This is a genomic window from Rhodopirellula sp. P2 (genome assembly GCF_028768465.1).
In the GTDB taxonomy this organism is placed as follows: Bacteria; Planctomycetota; Planctomycetia; order Pirellulales; family Pirellulaceae; genus Rhodopirellula.
Genome location: NZ_CP118225.1, coordinates 978,317 through 994,081 on the forward strand (window position 1 = coordinate 978,317; position 15,765 = coordinate 994,081).

The following is a 15,765-nucleotide window of genomic DNA, read 5'->3' on the forward strand; positions in this document are numbered from 1 at the left end:
CAACTTTCCATCCCAGAAGGATTTTGAACAAGATTCACTGCAACAAATCGGATGTTCCCTTTCCGCTCAATCCTCCTTGCACTTCAACTTGGCATTTCAAAGTAGATTAACATGCAATTCACAGCCTACCTGACTTCTGTCGCCCTGATATTTGTAGGCAGCGTCCTGAGGTCAACTGACGCTCACGCGGCGCTGGCAATCACGATTCCGCACGTGGAAGTTGCTCCAGGTGGCAGCGGGCACATGGATGTGATTGTTTCCAGCAATGGGACGGACAGCTTTCAAAATTACTTCTTAGATTTTGTTGTCGGTGGAGGGGGCCAGGCAGCCAGCCCGATTAACTTTGTACCGTCAGTCGTTCCGGCACCGCAGATCACGGCCAGCAGTCCAGCTTACATTTTCCTAGACAATAGTCTGGAGGCCGATACTCCGATTGGCATCGATTTTGTCAGCGACTCGGCCGGCGATCCGATTGCCGATGATTTCATTTCGGTTACAGACAGTACATTTGATTTTTTGAATCGAACAATTACTTCTGCCGATGGCAATTTTCTTCTGGCTCGTTTGAACTACGTCGCCCCTTTGAACGCGACGCCGGGCAGTGTTTACTACGTTGACCTCGATTTTGGAGAGTTCCTGGATAGTGCAGACCCGGCAGCATCCTTGGACATTCTGCCGACTGCCTCCGGCACGATCACAATCACCGCCGCGGCTGTGCCGGAACCATCGAGCATGGCCTTGCTGGCCATCGGTTCAGCAACGTTCCTCTCAGGTAGGTTTCGCCGTCGAAAAAAGCTTGCTGTATCCAGCAATCGAACTTGCCGCTAGCGCTGCGACGCGGTTTGGAATTAGGTTTTTGGGCGTAGCGGAAGTCGTCAAGACTTTCGGCATCTCTGGTTGCACATCGAAACTCTTGACGAGTTCCGCTACCCGAAAACTTCGGTGTGATGCGACACCGGTCCCAACGAATCCTCTACTTCAGCCAGTCATTCAATTGCAGCCAAGCTTTGAGTTGGTTGGGCCATTGGTCGACGGGGCGGTCGCCGCGGAACATTCCGAAGCCGTGGCCGCCGGTGGGGAACAGGTGCATTTCGGCTGGGACGCCGTGCTCGATGCAGGCGGCGTAATAGCGCAGGCTGTTTGCAACAGGAACTCCTCTGTCATCGCCAGCATGAACCAAGAACGTGGGGCAAGTCGATGAGCTGACTTGTTCGTCTCGCGACATCTGATGCACCAACTCGTCACTGGGCGATTCACCCAACAGGTTCTTCTTCGAACCGCCGTGCGTGACCGCTTTGTCCAGCGAGATCACCGGGTAAATCAACGCAGCAAAGTTGACTCCGGTTTGCGGGTCCGTTGCGATGGTCGATGCCAAGTGACCGCCAGCGGAGAAACCCATGATGCCGACTTGGTCCGTTTTCAGTTTCCACTCGTCAGCATGATCTCGCATCAACTTCACCGCTTGGCGAGCATCGCCCATGGGAATCGGATGCTTGTGAGCACCGCCGCCACATCGGTACTTCAAAACGCCAGCCGTCACGCCTTGTTCGGCGAACCATTCCGCCACCACGTGGCCTTCTTTGTCGATTGCCAGCCCGCCATAGCCACCGCCGGGGCAAATCACGATCGACGTTCCAGAATGCTTGGCCGGGTCAGCATGATAGACCGTCAAGGTCGGACGCGTGATGTCCGTGACCCAGGCATTTCGATCGCCTCGATCGTGCAAAACTTCGGTGTCATCCGCTGCGGTGGATCCGAGTTCTTCGTCGGTCCAAAGCGGAAGCGTTTCCGGTTCCGCCGAATGGACGGGGGTGCAAAGTGGCATCCAGGCGGCAGTGAGAACGGCAAGCGTGAAAGAAAGCTTCCAGGAGGTGTTCATCGGTGGGGCATTCGCGAACGAGGTGGGATGATTCGTTGAGAGAAACGAAATCATAACTCGTCACGACGCGAAAAGTGTGGAGAGGCCGACGTGCCTCGCGACGTTCAATAGATAAATGGTGGCTGGCGTCTGGGTTTCGCCCCGGATGGGGCCGTCGTGCTTAGCTCGGGGCGGAAGCCCCGAGAGTTCGATGCCGGAAAATAAACGGTCGCCCCGGATGGGGCCGTCGTGGGAGTTTGGGGGCGTCCCTCGCTCACGCGTCGGGTTGTGATGGGTGGCCTTGGCCGACTCTGACGGGCAAGAGTGCCCATCCTACGCCCTCACCCTCGCATACGCCTGAACGGCGTCGCTCGACCTCTCCCCTAACTTCGTTTCGGGAGAGGTACGCCATGTGGAAATGTGCCGAAAGGCAGTATCAGAAATCTGCACGACCTCATCATTTGCGAAGACGCTGCGTCAGTGCATGGTCGACGCGGGCGATTCGTTGCTGCCCTTTTGGCTGACCTGGGGTGGGTTCAGTTGCGATTCGTCCCACATCGGTTGCGGTTCGGGAACGGACCACTCCGGCTGTGACAATCCAGGCTGGGACATGCCCGGTACAGCTTGCTGCGGGTCCGGTTGGCTGCGGAACATTTGGTGGTAGTCAGCCAAATGCTGATCCACGTCCCGCGACAGCATGCGTCCGTTGGCATGACCCGCGATCACACACCCGTAGTACAACGCCGTTCCGCCACCGGGGATGAACCAGCTGGCTGTGCCCGCCACATAGGTTCCGTAGGCGGGGTACAGAATGCGATTGGCTTCGATGATCCCGGCTCGGTCGTGACGATCGTAGAGATGCGCCATCACGTCTCGCGAAGCGATCGTTTCGTGCCACGTGGGAAAGAACAGGTACGCCAGGCCGTAGGTGCCTTGATAGCGACGACGCGTGAAGTCCTTGGCGTGGGCCAATTCATGCAAAGCGATCGCGGGAACATCACTGTACAAGTGCACCGTCTGCGTGAACGGGTTGAAGTGGTCCCCACCGAAGAAGCGACCCGGCAGAATCGTTTCGCCACCAACCGACAACAGTCCCAGGGTGTAACGGTAAGGCCACGCGACCGTTTTGTTCTGCTGCAGTCGGTGAAAGTCTTTCAAAGGTGCGTATTGGTTGACTCGCACCTTCACGTGAGGCAGGTTGTTTTCATCCAAGTAGCTGGCGACCGTTTCGATGGTCGGACCGGTGATTTGGTGATTGTCGACCCGACGATCCCACAACAAGATTTTATCGGGGATGCCCCAGATCCATCCCGCCGTGTCGAGCACCTTGTGGGGCTCGCCGAACTCAACCTGGCTGGAGGAATCGTTGAGCAGTTCAGGGGCGATGTATTGCGGGCGTGTCGGCATGTGGGCGGGCGTCAGCACGTGACAGCCGGTGGAACTGAGCAGCCCCAACGTCGCCACCACCAGCGCCAAGACTCGGCAACGAATCGTTGCGTGCAAGATCATTCCGCCAATCCCTTTCCAATTCCCAACGACAGCCGCGTTTCACGTTGTGTGATCCCCGACAAACCCCGACCATGAGTCGGCGAGAACCATACTCAGGCCTGTCGCCGCAGGGTTTCTATCGGAAGGGAACCGGGTCCAGGACAAATGGAACTGGACCGGTCATGCGAAATTCACGGCCTTTGACGGCAGTGGTTTCACGCTGGCCGTTTCACGCCAAGCGGTCGGTCGCCACGTGATAGTGTGGGTCTTCGGAAACATTGACCTCGACCAAGTCACCCGCTTGATTCAACAACGAGCGACATTCTTCGCTGAGGTGAGTCAGGTGCAAACGTTTGCCAGCGGCTTGATACTTTTCAGCCAGTCCATTGATGGCTTCCAAGCCCGATTGGTCGTAGACGCGGCTGTAGTAGAAATCGATCACCACGTCGTCAGGGTCTTCAGCAACGTTGAACATTTCTTTGAACGACGACACGGAAGCGAAGAACACAGGGCCGTGCAGCTGATAGATCTTGCTACCGAACTCATTGATTTTGACATCCACACCGATGTGCGTGGCGTGTTGCCAAGCGAAGACCAAGGCCGACACGATGACACCCAAGATCACGGCGGATGCCAAATCGTGCATCAACACGGTGTATCCAGCGACCAGGATCATCACAAACATGTCACTGCGAGGCATGCGGCGAAGCATTTTCAGCGACGCCCATTCGAAGGTGCCGATCACCACCATGAACATCACGCCGACCAAGGCCGCCATCGGAATTTGTTCAATCCAAGGTGCCAAGAACAACACGAACAACAGCAAGCAAATTGCGGCGGTGATTCCCGAAAGGCGACCACGGCCGCCCGAGTTCACGTTGATCAGTGACTGGCCGATCATGGCACAACCACCCATCCCGCCGAACAACCCACACACCATGTTGGCGGTGCCTTGTCCGATGCATTCGCGGTTGCCCTGTCCGCGAGTTTCCGTGATTTCGTCGATCAAGGACAACGTCATCAGAGACTCGATCAGTCCCACGCCGCAGAGCACAATCGCGAATGGGAAGATGATTTTCAGAGTGGTCAGATTGAAAGGAACCATGTCGAATTCCATCCAGAACGGCATCGGCAAACCGCCGCTGATGCCTGATTCGGAGCCAGCCGTGTCTTCCGCAGCGGGATCCGCCGGCGGCATTTCCATGTCTGCCGTCTCGGTTGCTGCGGCGAAGGAATCTTTGATCGAAGGGCTGTCTTGAGCGACAACGGCGCTGATCAATGTGTTGGAACCATCGGCTGCCGTGACCGGATTGAAATGCAGAGCGTGCAAGGCTGCTTCGGCTTCCTCGGCCGCCATCGCTTCGTTGGCGGCTTTGGTTTCAGCTGCGATCGTGTTGGTTCGTAGCATGTCGCCGACGGTGGCGAGCAAATTGTCACCGGTGTCGGTTCGTTGCGATTGGTTCACCGCGACCGCGATCAACGTGATGCTCAGAATCGCTGCCAAAGAGGCAGGAATCGCGGTCGTGACTTTGGGCAGCAACCAAATGATTGCCATCGTCAACGCGACCAATGCCAGCATGGCAAACAACGGCAACCCATTCAGGTACACCAAGGTTCCTGATTCAGAAAGCGTTTTGAAACTGCCCAACTGAGCCATCCCGATGACGATCGCCAATCCATTGACGAACCCCAGCATCACGGGGTGAGGCACCATGCGGATCAGTTTTCCTAACCGCAGCAAGCCAATGATGATTTGCAACACACCGCACAGGATCACGGTTGGGAACAGGTATTCGACGCCGTGATCAGCCACCAGAGCGACAACGACCACCGCCATGGCTCCGGTTGCACCGGAAATCATTCCCGGTCGGCCACCGACGACGGCGGTGATCAACCCGATGAAGAAGGCTGAGTACAAACCGATCAAAGGCGACACACCCGCGACGAACGCAAACGCGATCGCTTCGGGAACCAGCGCGAGAGCGACGGTCAGACCAGAGAGCAGGTCGTTTTTAAAGGAACTGGTTTGTTGGCGGAAAAAGTTCAGCATGTTGGTTTCCGAAGCGGCGACTCATCGGTTCAGTCGCCGGTTCTACGAAGTCGTTACGGATGGAGCTTCCTTAAACGTAGGCCACCGTGAGACAAAAGCTCGACCGAATGAACATTCGGGCCATCAGCAGAAACCCAATCGACTTGCCATTGAGGCAGCGTGGGCGGGTGTTCAAACCCAAGAAGCGACGCAGGTCAGTCCATTGCATTCCCACGCGAAAACCGGACTATAATCCTGTCCTACCTTGGGTCAACGCGAATTCGCTTGACCCGACCTGCCTTGCACCGGCGTCTCCAACCCACCTCGCCGGTCATCCGAAAGAAGGGGCGCATCCTAATGCGTCTCAGGCCCACTTTAACTTCGCCCGAGGTGATTGTTCGCCCCGGTGCCCGCCCCGTCCGCCCCTCCAAATCCACAGAGTTTGATCATGCGGCTCGTTTCAGAATTTTTCGGTTCGTCTTCGTTTCTTCAACGAAACGCCCGGCCATCCAGGTGGATGACGTTGGCCATCGCTGGTTGTTGCCTGCTCGGTGAACCATCCGCTTCGGTGGTGCATGCGGATGAAACGAGCGAGACGGGCTCGAACGTTTCGGTCCAAGTCTTTGACACCAACGCTCCCGGTTGGCGGCAATTGGACGGCGACGACTTCGTGCGGGTCAACGGCGACGATCAAACACTGGTCTGGGAAGGCACGGAGGCTCTTGGCAGCGGCCAGCCGATCGGGGTCACCCGAACCAAATTCGAAGTCAAAAACTTTGAGTTGGTGATTCAGTGGAAGCATCTCAAACCGGCCGGCAACTCCGGCGTGTTCGCTTGGGTGCCCATGTCGGCTTTGCAAGACCTGCCGCCCAACCGTTTGCCCAACACTGGCATCGAGGTCCAGATGCTGGACCTCGACTATGGCCGCAAGTACACCGAATCGAGCGGAAAACCAGCCACTTGGTTCACCAGCCACGGCGACATTTTCGCTGTCGGAAAGTCGTCGATGCAGCCGTTTCCACCGCTGTCGCCCGACGGTCACCGGAGCTTCCCCTCGGCAGAGACCACCCATCCGCACGGCCAGTGGAATCAATATTACGTTCGCGGGATCAACGGGGAGATCCGTCTGTGGGTCAACGGCGTGGAGGTTTCCGGGGGCCGCAGTTGCTCGCCCGATGAAGGCTATTTGTGTCTCGAATCGGAAGGCAGCCCGATTCGATTCCGCGAAATTTGGCTGCGTGAGCTGCCCTGAGCACCGATTTAGAAACCATTCGGGATCAAAAAGGTAGCGGTATTGGGCGCGAGCCCTCCGGTGACACACCGGGCGGCTCGCGCCGCTCCGCTATAACCGAACTTGATTCCGAACGGTTCCTTAACACCAACAATTGTGAGACCGGGCGATATTTCGCTCAACCGAGCTATTTCCGAGCGACGATCAACTGGATTCGGACGCATTCGAAAAATCAGCCCTGGTAAATCTGCTCGTCAGACACTATCCTTCGCGATTCGAAAATACGACCTTCGGGTCAATTCCCAATTCTCCACGAACCTTTTTTCCGCCATGTATGCCATCTTTGTCGACGGTGGACGCCAATACCGAGTCGAACCAGGAATGGAACTCGACGTCGATTACCGTGACATCGCTGCAGGAGAAAACCTGAAATTTGAAACCGTTTTGGCCGTTGGCGCAGAAGACGGTCTCAAATTGGGTGCTCCGACTTTGGACGGTGTTTCGATCAGTGCGTCGGTGTTGGGCATGTCCCAAGACAAAAAGATCTACATTCAAAAGTTCCGTCGTCGCAAACACAGCAAAAAGCGAACCGGACACCGCCAAAAGAACACCCGCATCCGAATTGAAGAAATCGCGGGCGTATGACGCTTTCCTGATCGGCTGGTTCGATGCCCCACCTACGCCTGAATGATTTTGAACTGGGCGCGGTTCTTGGAGTGGGCACGGTCGGCACGGTTTACGACGGGAAAGTTCGCGACGACATCGAAGTCCATCCTGCCGCGGATGAAATTCGCGGCCAGGATTTGGCCATCAAAAAGTTGCACCCGGCCGTCTCCCAAGACGAGCTGATCCAAGCCCGTTTTCGTCGCGAAATGGTGATCTTGGAGCGTTTGCAGCACCCCAACATCATCGGGTACTTCGGGGGCGGTTCCGAAGACGGCCAACTGTTCTACGTGATGGAACGCGTTGACGGCGGAACCATCAAAGACCTGCTGGAAACCAACGGAGCGTTGGCCTGGCCAGTGGTGGTCGATGTGGCTCGGCAAGTTTGCTCGGCACTTCAGTGCGCCCACAACCACGGTGTGATTCACCGTGATCTCAAACCGGGCAATCTGTTTCTCACACGAGACGCACTCGTGAAATTGGGTGACTTCGGGATCGCTCGTGACCTGCATTCGTCGGATCTGACGTCCCAGGGTTTGACCGTTGGCACCCACGCTTACATGGCACCCGAACAGATCACCGGGGACGAAGCCATCAGCGGAAAGGCCGATTTGTATGCCCTCGGCTGCGTGCTGTTTGAAATGCTCGCCAATCGCAAGGTGTTTGCCGGCGAGAACTTTGCCCAACTGTTCGAACAGCATTTGCGAACGAAAGCCCCCAGCATCGCTTCGCTGGTGCCGGATGTTCCTCCGGAACTGAGTCAAGTCATTGCCGAATGCTTGGAAAAGCAACCAGACGAGCGACCCTTCAACGCTCGATCGATTCAAGGGGTGATGATCGAGATCGGTGAGAAATACGATCTGTCAGCCGGTCCCCAACCATCCCCATCCACCGTGGGCGGTTCTCACGTTGAGAACCATCCCGCCGACGTGAGCGCCGACAGCGTGACCGAAAAAGGACGTCGGCTGCTGGAGGAGCAGATCCATTTCCGCTTGGGCGGATCGACTCGCAAGCCGGTCAGTTTGGCCAAAATCAGCGTCATCGTGGTTGCGATCATCGTCCTCGTGGTCTTGGCCGTCTCTCTGTCGGGTGGTTCGTAACGATCCAGCGATCTTGGATTTAGCGCACTCGGCTGGAAGGACGGAATGTTCCATTCCGGGGCCGAACCTTGGCGAGCGGTGTCCAACGTGAAATCGGGTTAAAAAACGCCAATTCTGAATGGTGGTTTGCCCCCACTTCACCCGGGCGTGAAGTATTCTGCCACGACTGGTATCTTGAATGCAGGCAGCACGAAGTCTCGAAGGTTGTCGGCAATTGTCTGCCCACAACGCGTCTGCTTGCCTCCCTCTTAGGACTTTACCGATGCCCCGTCTCTCCCGCCTGCTTCCCACCCTCTGCTTGGCCACATTCGTCATGACCTCCCCCGGCAACGCTCAAGATGATTCAGCGGCCAAGGTCGATGACCAAATTGGCTACTTCCTCGGATTCACTGTTGGCAGCTCGTTCGTTCAACAAGGTTTCCAATCCACTGACTTCACCGTCGAAGGAATGAACCAAGGTCTGCAGGACGCGTTGTCGCAAAAAGACCCCGCTCTGACTGACGAACAGCTGCAAGAAATCCAAGGCAAAATTCAGGCCATGATGCAAAAGCGTCAGGCTGAAAAGATGGCCGAACTTCAAAAGCAAGGCGTGATGAACCAAGAGAAGAGCGCGTTGTGGCTCAAGCAAAACGCCAAGGTCGAAGGCATCAAAGAACTCGAGGGTGGACTGCAATATAAAGTGGTCAAAGAAGGCGAAGGCGCCTCCCCATCCGCCGAAGACACGGTCGCGGTTCACTACACCGGCAAATTGACCAATGGCGAAGTCTTTGACAGCTCGGTCGAGCGTGGCCAACCTGCCAAGTTCCCCGTCGGTCGCGTGATCCAAGGGTGGCAACTGGCGCTTCAGAAGATGAAGGTTGGATCGAAGTGGATGCTCTTCATTCCACCAGAATTGGCCTACGGCGAAAACGGTTCGCCACCCAAGATTGGACCCAACGAAGTGTTGGTCTTCGAAGTTGAGTTGCTCGAAATTTTGTAGGTCGCCACGGCGGTCCCAACCCAATCGAATGTTCCTGGACGCTCGTCATTTGACGAGCGTCTTTTTTGCTACCTCCACTTGTCTCGTTTGTTCTCGCGAAGGTTCCCCACATGAAGAAATCTTGGATTCAACAGCTGCTGCTCAGTGGAGCTGCGACGGCTTGCTTGGCCGCGTCACCCGCGATCGCTGAAACACCGGATGCGGTTGCCACCCAGGCTTCGCCCACGATCAACTTGGCCGAGCCTCCCGCATCGCTCGACGTCTCACCGATGCCCGTCGAAGTCGTGGAAGCCTACCCCAATCTTCGCATCAGTCGGCCTGTGATCATCACCGGTGCGGGTGATGGAAGCGGACGACTGTTCGTCGCCAGCCAAACCGGCGAAGTCTACTTCTTCGACGAAAGCGACAGCGACGTCTCGGAGCCAGAGCTGTTCGCCGACTTCAGCGATCTGGTCACGTACAAAGACCGCGAAAACGAAGAGGGTTTCTTGGGAATGGCGTTCCATCCCAAGTTCAAAGACAACGGCCTGTTCTATGCGTATTACACCACGTCGGACAAACCACACGTTTCGGTTCTGACCGAGTTCAGCACGGTCCAAGGCAGCGACAACCAACAGGGTGATCCCTCGACCGCTCGCGAATTGCTGCGGATCGAACAACCCTTTTGGAATCACAACGGTGGCACCGTTGCGTTTGGCCCCGATGGTTTCTTGTACATCGCTTTGGGGGATGGCGGGAAAGCCAACGACCCACTGCAATCAGCCCAAGACCCGAGTCAGTTGCTCGGTTCGATCATGCGAATCGACGTCGACCAACGCGAGGGCGACAAGCCTTACGGGATTCCCAAAGACAATCCTTACGTCGGTCAATCCGATGCCCGGCCTGAGATCTATGCGATCGGCATCCGCAACATTTGGCGGATGGCGTTCGATCCGAAAACCAACTTCCTGTGGGCCGCCGACGTCGGGCAAAACGACTGGGAAGAAATCAACCTGATCCGCCGCGGTGGGAACTACGGATGGAGCCTGCGGGAAGCCAATCACAAGTTCACGCTCAATGGCAACGGTTCTGACGCTCGTCCTGATTTGATCGATCCACTGATCGAGTATCCCCACACCGATGATTGGGGAAAATCAATCACGGGCGGAGCCGTCTATCGCGGAACTCAAACACCGATGCTCGATGGTTATTACCTTTATGGCGACTATGTCACCGGAAAAGTTTGGGCGTTGAAGTACGACGCAAAGACATCGACGGTCACTGAGAACCGCCCCATCTCGGCAACGGGATTGCCCGTCTTCACCTTCGGTCAAACGGACTCAGGCGAAGTCCTGGTGAGCACCATGATGGCCGGCGGTCGAATTTACAAGTTCGTCGCGAAGTGAACCGTCGCCCAGTGAGTCACTGAGACGCACGACATTCGCTCCCTCCTCCGAACAACGAATCCAAACACTGGATTTGTCCGGAGGAGGAGCATGGAATGGTTCCTCAGCGAGCGATGTCGAACGCGAAAATCAGGTTTTGATCGCGAATGAACAACGTTTGGTCCGCCACCACGGGGTGGGCCCAAATCGCACCGCTTCCGCGAGGCAGATCCGTTTCGCGTGGGATGGTCAACTTCCCAAGGGGTGACCAACGTTCCGCATTGGGTTCCAGCAGAATCACGGTGCCATCTTTGTCGTTGTAGCAATACAAACGACCATCGGCGAAACAGATCGAACCGCTCGTGTTCGGACGCAGTTTCTCTTGCCAAAGCGTGTCACCGCTTTCGATGTCTTGCGCCATCCAAACGCCACCACTGGCTTTGGTCAGACCGTAGATCGTGCCATCCACCGCCACCACGCCACCGTGGTGATTCATCATGGACTTTCCATCCAGGTGATAGATCTGCTCGGCGTTGATTCCACCACCGGCGGAAGTCAACTTCAACAACACATTGCCGGCACCGTAGTCACTGGTGTGATAGATGTGGTCGTCGAGGATCAGTGGCGTCGGAATGGTGGCGACCTTGTTGCCTGACAAAGAATTCTCAAACAGCTTTTCACCGGACTCACAATCAAACGCAACCACACCGATGCTGCCCGCGGTGACGTAGTAGTCCACATCGCCGATGGAACCCTTCATGGCCGAGACATAGTGTGCTACCGAGTCGACGCCTTTGGATTGCCACAGCAATTTGCCGGTGCGACGATCCAAAGCAATCATGAACTTGCTGCCGCCGGGTGTGACGACGACGCGATTGCCATCGATCAACACCGACTCGCTGTATCCCCACTTGGGAATCTCGCCTCCGTAGTCAGCGACCAAGTCGACGGACCACAGCTTGCGTCCGTCTTGGCGTCGCAGTGCCGAGACGACCCCCACATCGGACAACACAAAGACTTGATCGCCATCGACGGTCGGAGTGCTGCGTGGTCCGCCGCCCCAACCCACGTTGTAGTCGTCACCGCTGCCGGCACGCGCGACCGGAACTTGCCAAATTGAATTTCCGGTGTTGGCATCAACGCAAATCGCATAACAGTTCTGCTCGTCCGAGCCCATCGAGAACAGTTTGCCGTCGACGATCGCGGTGCTGCTGTACCCACGTCCGGCGGTGGAAAACGTCCACTTCAGTTTGGGGCCGTCCTCGGGCCAAGTCTGCAGCAAACTCTGTTCGGCAGCCTTGCCGTCTCGGGCAGCACCTCGCCATTGTGGCCAATCGGCGTCACCGGCCAGCAGGTTGGTTCCCAGCAACGTGGTGCCGAGGATCAACGAAGTGGCGGCAATTCGTTTCACCTTTGCCAAGATCGGCCGAGCAGTTTCGAATGAGGGCAGGATACGAAGTCGACGAAGCATGGTGGCTCGTTCCGGAGTGGTGTGAAGGCGGGGAAGGTCGGAACTTTTGGTCGAGTTCCGCCTAGGCACTTTAGCAAACCACCCCACGCGATCCAAGCAACCAGAACGGCCGTCAAGGAACCTCCGAGCACCCCGGACAGCATTCGTTCAGGTCTGGGGCTGCGTTTTGCAAACCAAGGTTTGGAAAGAACTTAAGAAGTTGGTCGAATTTCGAAGCTGACACCAGAATCGGCCCCATTCTGGTTCTGAAAACGACATGATTGAGCGTGCCGCTGCGATCTTTCACCGATCCCAGTTCCGGCGGGCAATCAACCAGCCGGTGAAACTGGACTAAACTGACAGACACCGTTCCTGCCGAGAGATTTCTGTTGAACCCATCGCCATCTGATTCGACGTCTTCGGACACCACCACCGCTTTGGTGATCGCTTCCAAACGAGGCGACAACGAAGCGTTGGGGCAATTGATGTTGCGCTATCGGGGTTACTTGTTGATGCTGGCTCATCGGTATCTCAGCGACCAGTTGCGCCGGCGGATTGATCCGGCCGATTTGGTGCAGGTCACGTTCTTGGAAGCGAAACGCGACCTGCACGCTTTTCGAGGTGAATCCTCGGGCGAGTTCGCAGGCTGGTTGCGAGGCATGCTGAAAAACAATGTTGCCTCTGCGGTCGCTCATCATGTGATGACCCAGAAGCGTTCGACGAAGAAAGAAGTGCACGCGGGAGGAGCAGGTGGCGATGGCAGCCAGCCAGACAACTGGATCGCACAAATGCCTGGTGCCAAGACCAGCCCGAGCGGTGTCGCGGTTCGGCAAGAAGCGGTCAGTGCGATGATGGAAGCCCTGCATGAGCTTCCCGAAACGCAGGCCGAAGCCATTCGCCTGCGTTACATGGAAGGTTTGTCGTTGAAAGAGATCGTTGATCGAATGGACAAAAGCGAAACCGCGGTCGCCGGCCTGCTCAAACGAGGTTTGAAAAAACTTCGAACGATTTTGGACACCGACAGCAGTCCTTGGTGGAAGACCTGATGGCCGAAACCAACGACGATGGTTTGGACGAGATCTTCGCGTTGTACCTGTCCGCTTGCGACACGGGAGAACTGACTTCACGAGATGACTTTCTGAAACAGCATCCCGAACACGCCGACCAACTTCGCGAGTTGATGGACGCGGCCGATTTGATCGGGACCTTCTCGATGGCTGGATCAGCTCCCGATGAAGCGTCCCATCCGTGGACGGGACCGATCACGTTGCCGCCCGACGTCGATGTGGACGAAGTGGACGCGCGTTTGGCATCCACCGCCAGCCAGATCGATGTCCGCACCGACCTGGCCGACACAATTGGAATTGGCACCGCGCTATCGGATGATGGTCTGGGGGAACATTCCAACGTCGATCCCAATCTGACACTGCCCATGGCCAATCGCTCGCAAGGCGATTCAGGGCCATCATTGCCGTTTGATCTGGGCGACTACCAACTGCTCAAAGTTTTGGGTGTTGGTGGGATGGGCGTGGTTTACCTGGCCAAGCAACGTGACTTGGATCGGTTGGTGGCGGTGAAGATGATCCGCAGTGGGATCTTGGCTGGCCAAGACGAAGTCAAACGTTTTTACATCGAAGCCAAAGCCGCCGCGAAACTCAAACACCCCAACATCGTCGCGGTTCACCAGTTCGGACGACGTGCCGGCCACCACTTTTTCTCGATGCAATACGTCGAAGGGGAAGACCTTCAAAAGGTATTGGCCAAAGGTCCCTTGTCATCCCGCCGAGCGGCCGAAGTCGTTCGCGATGTGGCCCAGGCGATCCATCACGCTCACAGTCGTGGCGTGCTGCACCGAGACCTCAAACCCGGCAATGTCCTGATCGATCCATCCGGTCAAGTTCATGTGACTGACTTTGGTCTGGCCAAACACACCGATGCGGACAGCAGCGTGACCGGCAGCGGTGCCGCGGTTGGGACGCCACACTACATGGCTCCTGAGCAAGCCCTCGGACACAGCGACCGAGTCACCCATCACAGCGACATCTATTCCCTCGGTGCGATTCTTTTTGCCGCGATCACCTCACGCCCACCGATCGTCGGTGACACCGTGATGCAAACGTTGCTCAAGGTCGCTCATCAACCCGCGCCCAATCTGAGATCCGTTTGCCCCCAAGCGGAATCGGATCTGGAAGTGATCGTTGCCAAGTGTTTGGAGAAACAGCCCAAAGATCGTTACAAAACCGCCAAGAACCTGGCGGATGATTTGAATCGATTCTTGTGCGGTCAAACCATCCATGCCCGCTCGCGTAGTCGCGCTCGCAAGGTCATCGATTGGTTCGGACAAGTTCCCGTGGTCGCGGCGGTCACAGGACGACAAACATCCGGCACGCCGATTGGGCAACGCCGATTCCAGAATGGGATTTTGTCCGCATCGATCATCCTGCCGTTGCTGTTGTTGGCCGGGTTGGTGTGGCAACAACGCCTCAACAACGCGATGCCCACGCGAATTCGGATTGCGGGTGGTCTTCCCGGCGGCCTGTACAATCGCGTTTCCGAAGAGTTGTCCCAGGGCTTGCAGTCGCGCACCTCCGTGCCTTGCGAAGTCATCCAGACCAATGGCACTTGGGACAACCGCGAACGCTTGTTGGCTGGCGAATTTGAGTTGGCCCCGATCCAGGCCACCGCGGTCAATGGAGAAACGCTTCGCGTGGTGGCGCCTTTGTTCTACGAAGCGGTCCACATTCTCATTCGCGATGACAGTGAGATTGATTCAGTCGAAGACCTCTCGGGACAACGCATCGCCGTGGGACCACACGGCAGCGGTTCTCGTCGAGCGGCCGAGATGGTGCTGGAATCACTTGCATTGTCAGAGACGATCTCGCCTCGCGTCGAGATGCCTTGGCAAACGCTGCAAGAAACCAACCCCGAAGTTTCCGCCGAGGCCGCGATCATCTGCATCGGCGTGGGCAGCGATCTGGTCACGCGAATGTTGACCGAGCATCGATGGCACCTGTTGCCGCTTTCCAATGGGGTCGCGATCGCACTGCAGCATCCAACGCTGCACGCGATGACGATCACCGCCGACGCGTATTCCGGATCCAGCATTCCAGCGTCGGGCATTCATACCGTCGGAACCACTGCGTTTCTGGTCTGCCGCGACACAGCTCCAGACCCGTTGATCGAAAACACCCTGCATTCGCTCTACGAAGAACCCTCCATCATCGGGTTGATCCCCGCCCGTCAAGCCGCCGAGTGGCAAGGCCTGGCCTTCCACCGAGTCTCCCGTCGTTACTACGACGAGTTGGAAGCCGCGGCCACCCACGCGAATTAGCGTCACTGGGTTAGCGTCACTGGGCACGGCTGGTGAGGAACCATCATTGCCGATGACAGGCTGTTTTGTGCGGCGACGGTTCTCTGCCATACAACCGCGAATGCGGCATCCAAACGATCAACACCGAATCTCAAGATCGCGTCGTCGGCACATTTCCAGGAGGTTTTCGGGCCCTGAACAATCGCCGGACGTTACCTAGATGATCAATTAGGGTGCATTGTTAGCCATTGCTTTTTCACGATGAGGGATTTAGGGTGATTTTTGAGAGCTCA

The 15,765-nt window shown here is 56.7% G+C and carries 12 protein-coding genes; 8 read left to right on the top strand and 4 right to left on the bottom strand.

Going from position 1 to position 15,765, the window contains the following annotated elements; translation table 11 throughout:
* Nucleotides 1-111: 111 nt before the first annotated feature.
* Complete coding sequence (locus tag PSR62_RS03395) at nt 112-828, top strand: PEP-CTERM sorting domain-containing protein (protein WP_274406423.1); 717 nt, start codon at nt 112-114, stop codon at nt 826-828.
* A 145-nt stretch (nt 829-973) separates the two neighbouring features.
* Here the strand turns inward: PSR62_RS03395 and PSR62_RS03400 are convergent, their stop codons facing one another.
* From PSR62_RS03400 to PSR62_RS03410, 3 genes are all read right to left on the bottom strand, one after another.
* Complete coding sequence (locus tag PSR62_RS03400; protein ID WP_274406424.1) at nt 974-1,879, bottom strand: alpha/beta hydrolase; 906 nt, start codon at nt 1,877-1,879, stop codon at nt 974-976.
* A 456-nt stretch (nt 1,880-2,335) separates the two neighbouring features.
* A complete protein-coding gene (locus tag PSR62_RS03405) occupies nt 2,336-3,367 on the bottom strand; it encodes a hypothetical protein (RefSeq protein WP_274406425.1) in 1,032 nt (343 codons plus the stop codon).
* Nucleotides 3,368-3,575: 208 nt separating this feature from the next.
* On the bottom strand, nt 3,576-5,396 hold the full coding sequence (locus tag PSR62_RS03410; protein ID WP_274406426.1) for a SulP family inorganic anion transporter: 1,821 nt from the start codon (nt 5,394-5,396) through the stop codon (nt 3,576-3,578).
* A gap of 496 nt (nt 5,397-5,892) precedes the next feature.
* On the opposite strand from PSR62_RS03410, the gene PSR62_RS03415 reads away from it, so the two are divergent.
* The 5 genes from PSR62_RS03415 (at nt 5,893) to PSR62_RS03435 (ending at nt 10,733) form a co-directional block, all read left to right on the top strand.
* On the top strand, nt 5,893-6,627 hold the full coding sequence (locus tag PSR62_RS03415) for a 3-keto-disaccharide hydrolase (RefSeq protein WP_274406427.1): 735 nt from the start codon (nt 5,893-5,895) through the stop codon (nt 6,625-6,627).
* A 309-nt stretch (nt 6,628-6,936) separates the two neighbouring features.
* Nucleotides 6,937-7,251: a 50S ribosomal protein L21 gene (gene rplU, locus PSR62_RS03420; RefSeq protein WP_047816713.1), complete on the top strand. Its 315-nt coding sequence runs from the start codon at nt 6,937-6,939 to the stop codon at nt 7,249-7,251.
* Between the two features lie 71 nt (nt 7,252-7,322).
* On the top strand, nt 7,323-8,369 hold the full coding sequence (locus PSR62_RS03425; protein WP_443217475.1) for a serine/threonine protein kinase: 1,047 nt from the start codon (nt 7,323-7,325) through the stop codon (nt 8,367-8,369).
* Nucleotides 8,370-8,682: 313 nt separating this feature from the next.
* Nucleotides 8,683-9,348: an FKBP-type peptidyl-prolyl cis-trans isomerase gene (locus PSR62_RS03430; RefSeq protein ID WP_274408324.1), complete on the top strand. Its 666-nt coding sequence runs from the start codon at nt 8,683-8,685 to the stop codon at nt 9,346-9,348.
* Between the two features lie 110 nt (nt 9,349-9,458).
* Nucleotides 9,459-10,733 (top strand): PQQ-dependent sugar dehydrogenase, encoded by a 1,275-nt coding sequence (locus PSR62_RS03435; RefSeq protein WP_274406429.1) that lies wholly within the window; start codon nt 9,459-9,461, stop codon nt 10,731-10,733.
* A 103-nt stretch (nt 10,734-10,836) separates the two neighbouring features.
* Here PSR62_RS03435 and PSR62_RS03440 read toward each other — a convergent pair whose 3' ends face one another.
* The gene (locus PSR62_RS03440; protein ID WP_274406430.1) at nt 10,837-12,183 is read right to left on the bottom strand and encodes a PQQ-binding-like beta-propeller repeat protein; all 1,347 of its coding nucleotides are present in this window, start codon (nt 12,181-12,183) and stop codon (nt 10,837-10,839) included.
* Between the two features lie 368 nt (nt 12,184-12,551).
* Here PSR62_RS03440 and PSR62_RS03445 point away from each other — a divergent pair, with 368 nt between their 5' ends.
* Entirely contained in the window at nt 12,552-13,208 is a 657-nt protein-coding gene (locus PSR62_RS03445; protein ID WP_274406431.1) for a sigma-70 family RNA polymerase sigma factor, read from the top strand.
* Entirely contained in the window at nt 13,193-15,493 is a 2,301-nt protein-coding gene (locus tag PSR62_RS03450; RefSeq protein ID WP_274406432.1) for a serine/threonine-protein kinase, read from the top strand. The genes PSR62_RS03445 and PSR62_RS03450 overlap by 16 nt, the downstream gene beginning before the upstream one ends.
* Nucleotides 15,494-15,765 lie beyond the last annotated feature (272 nt).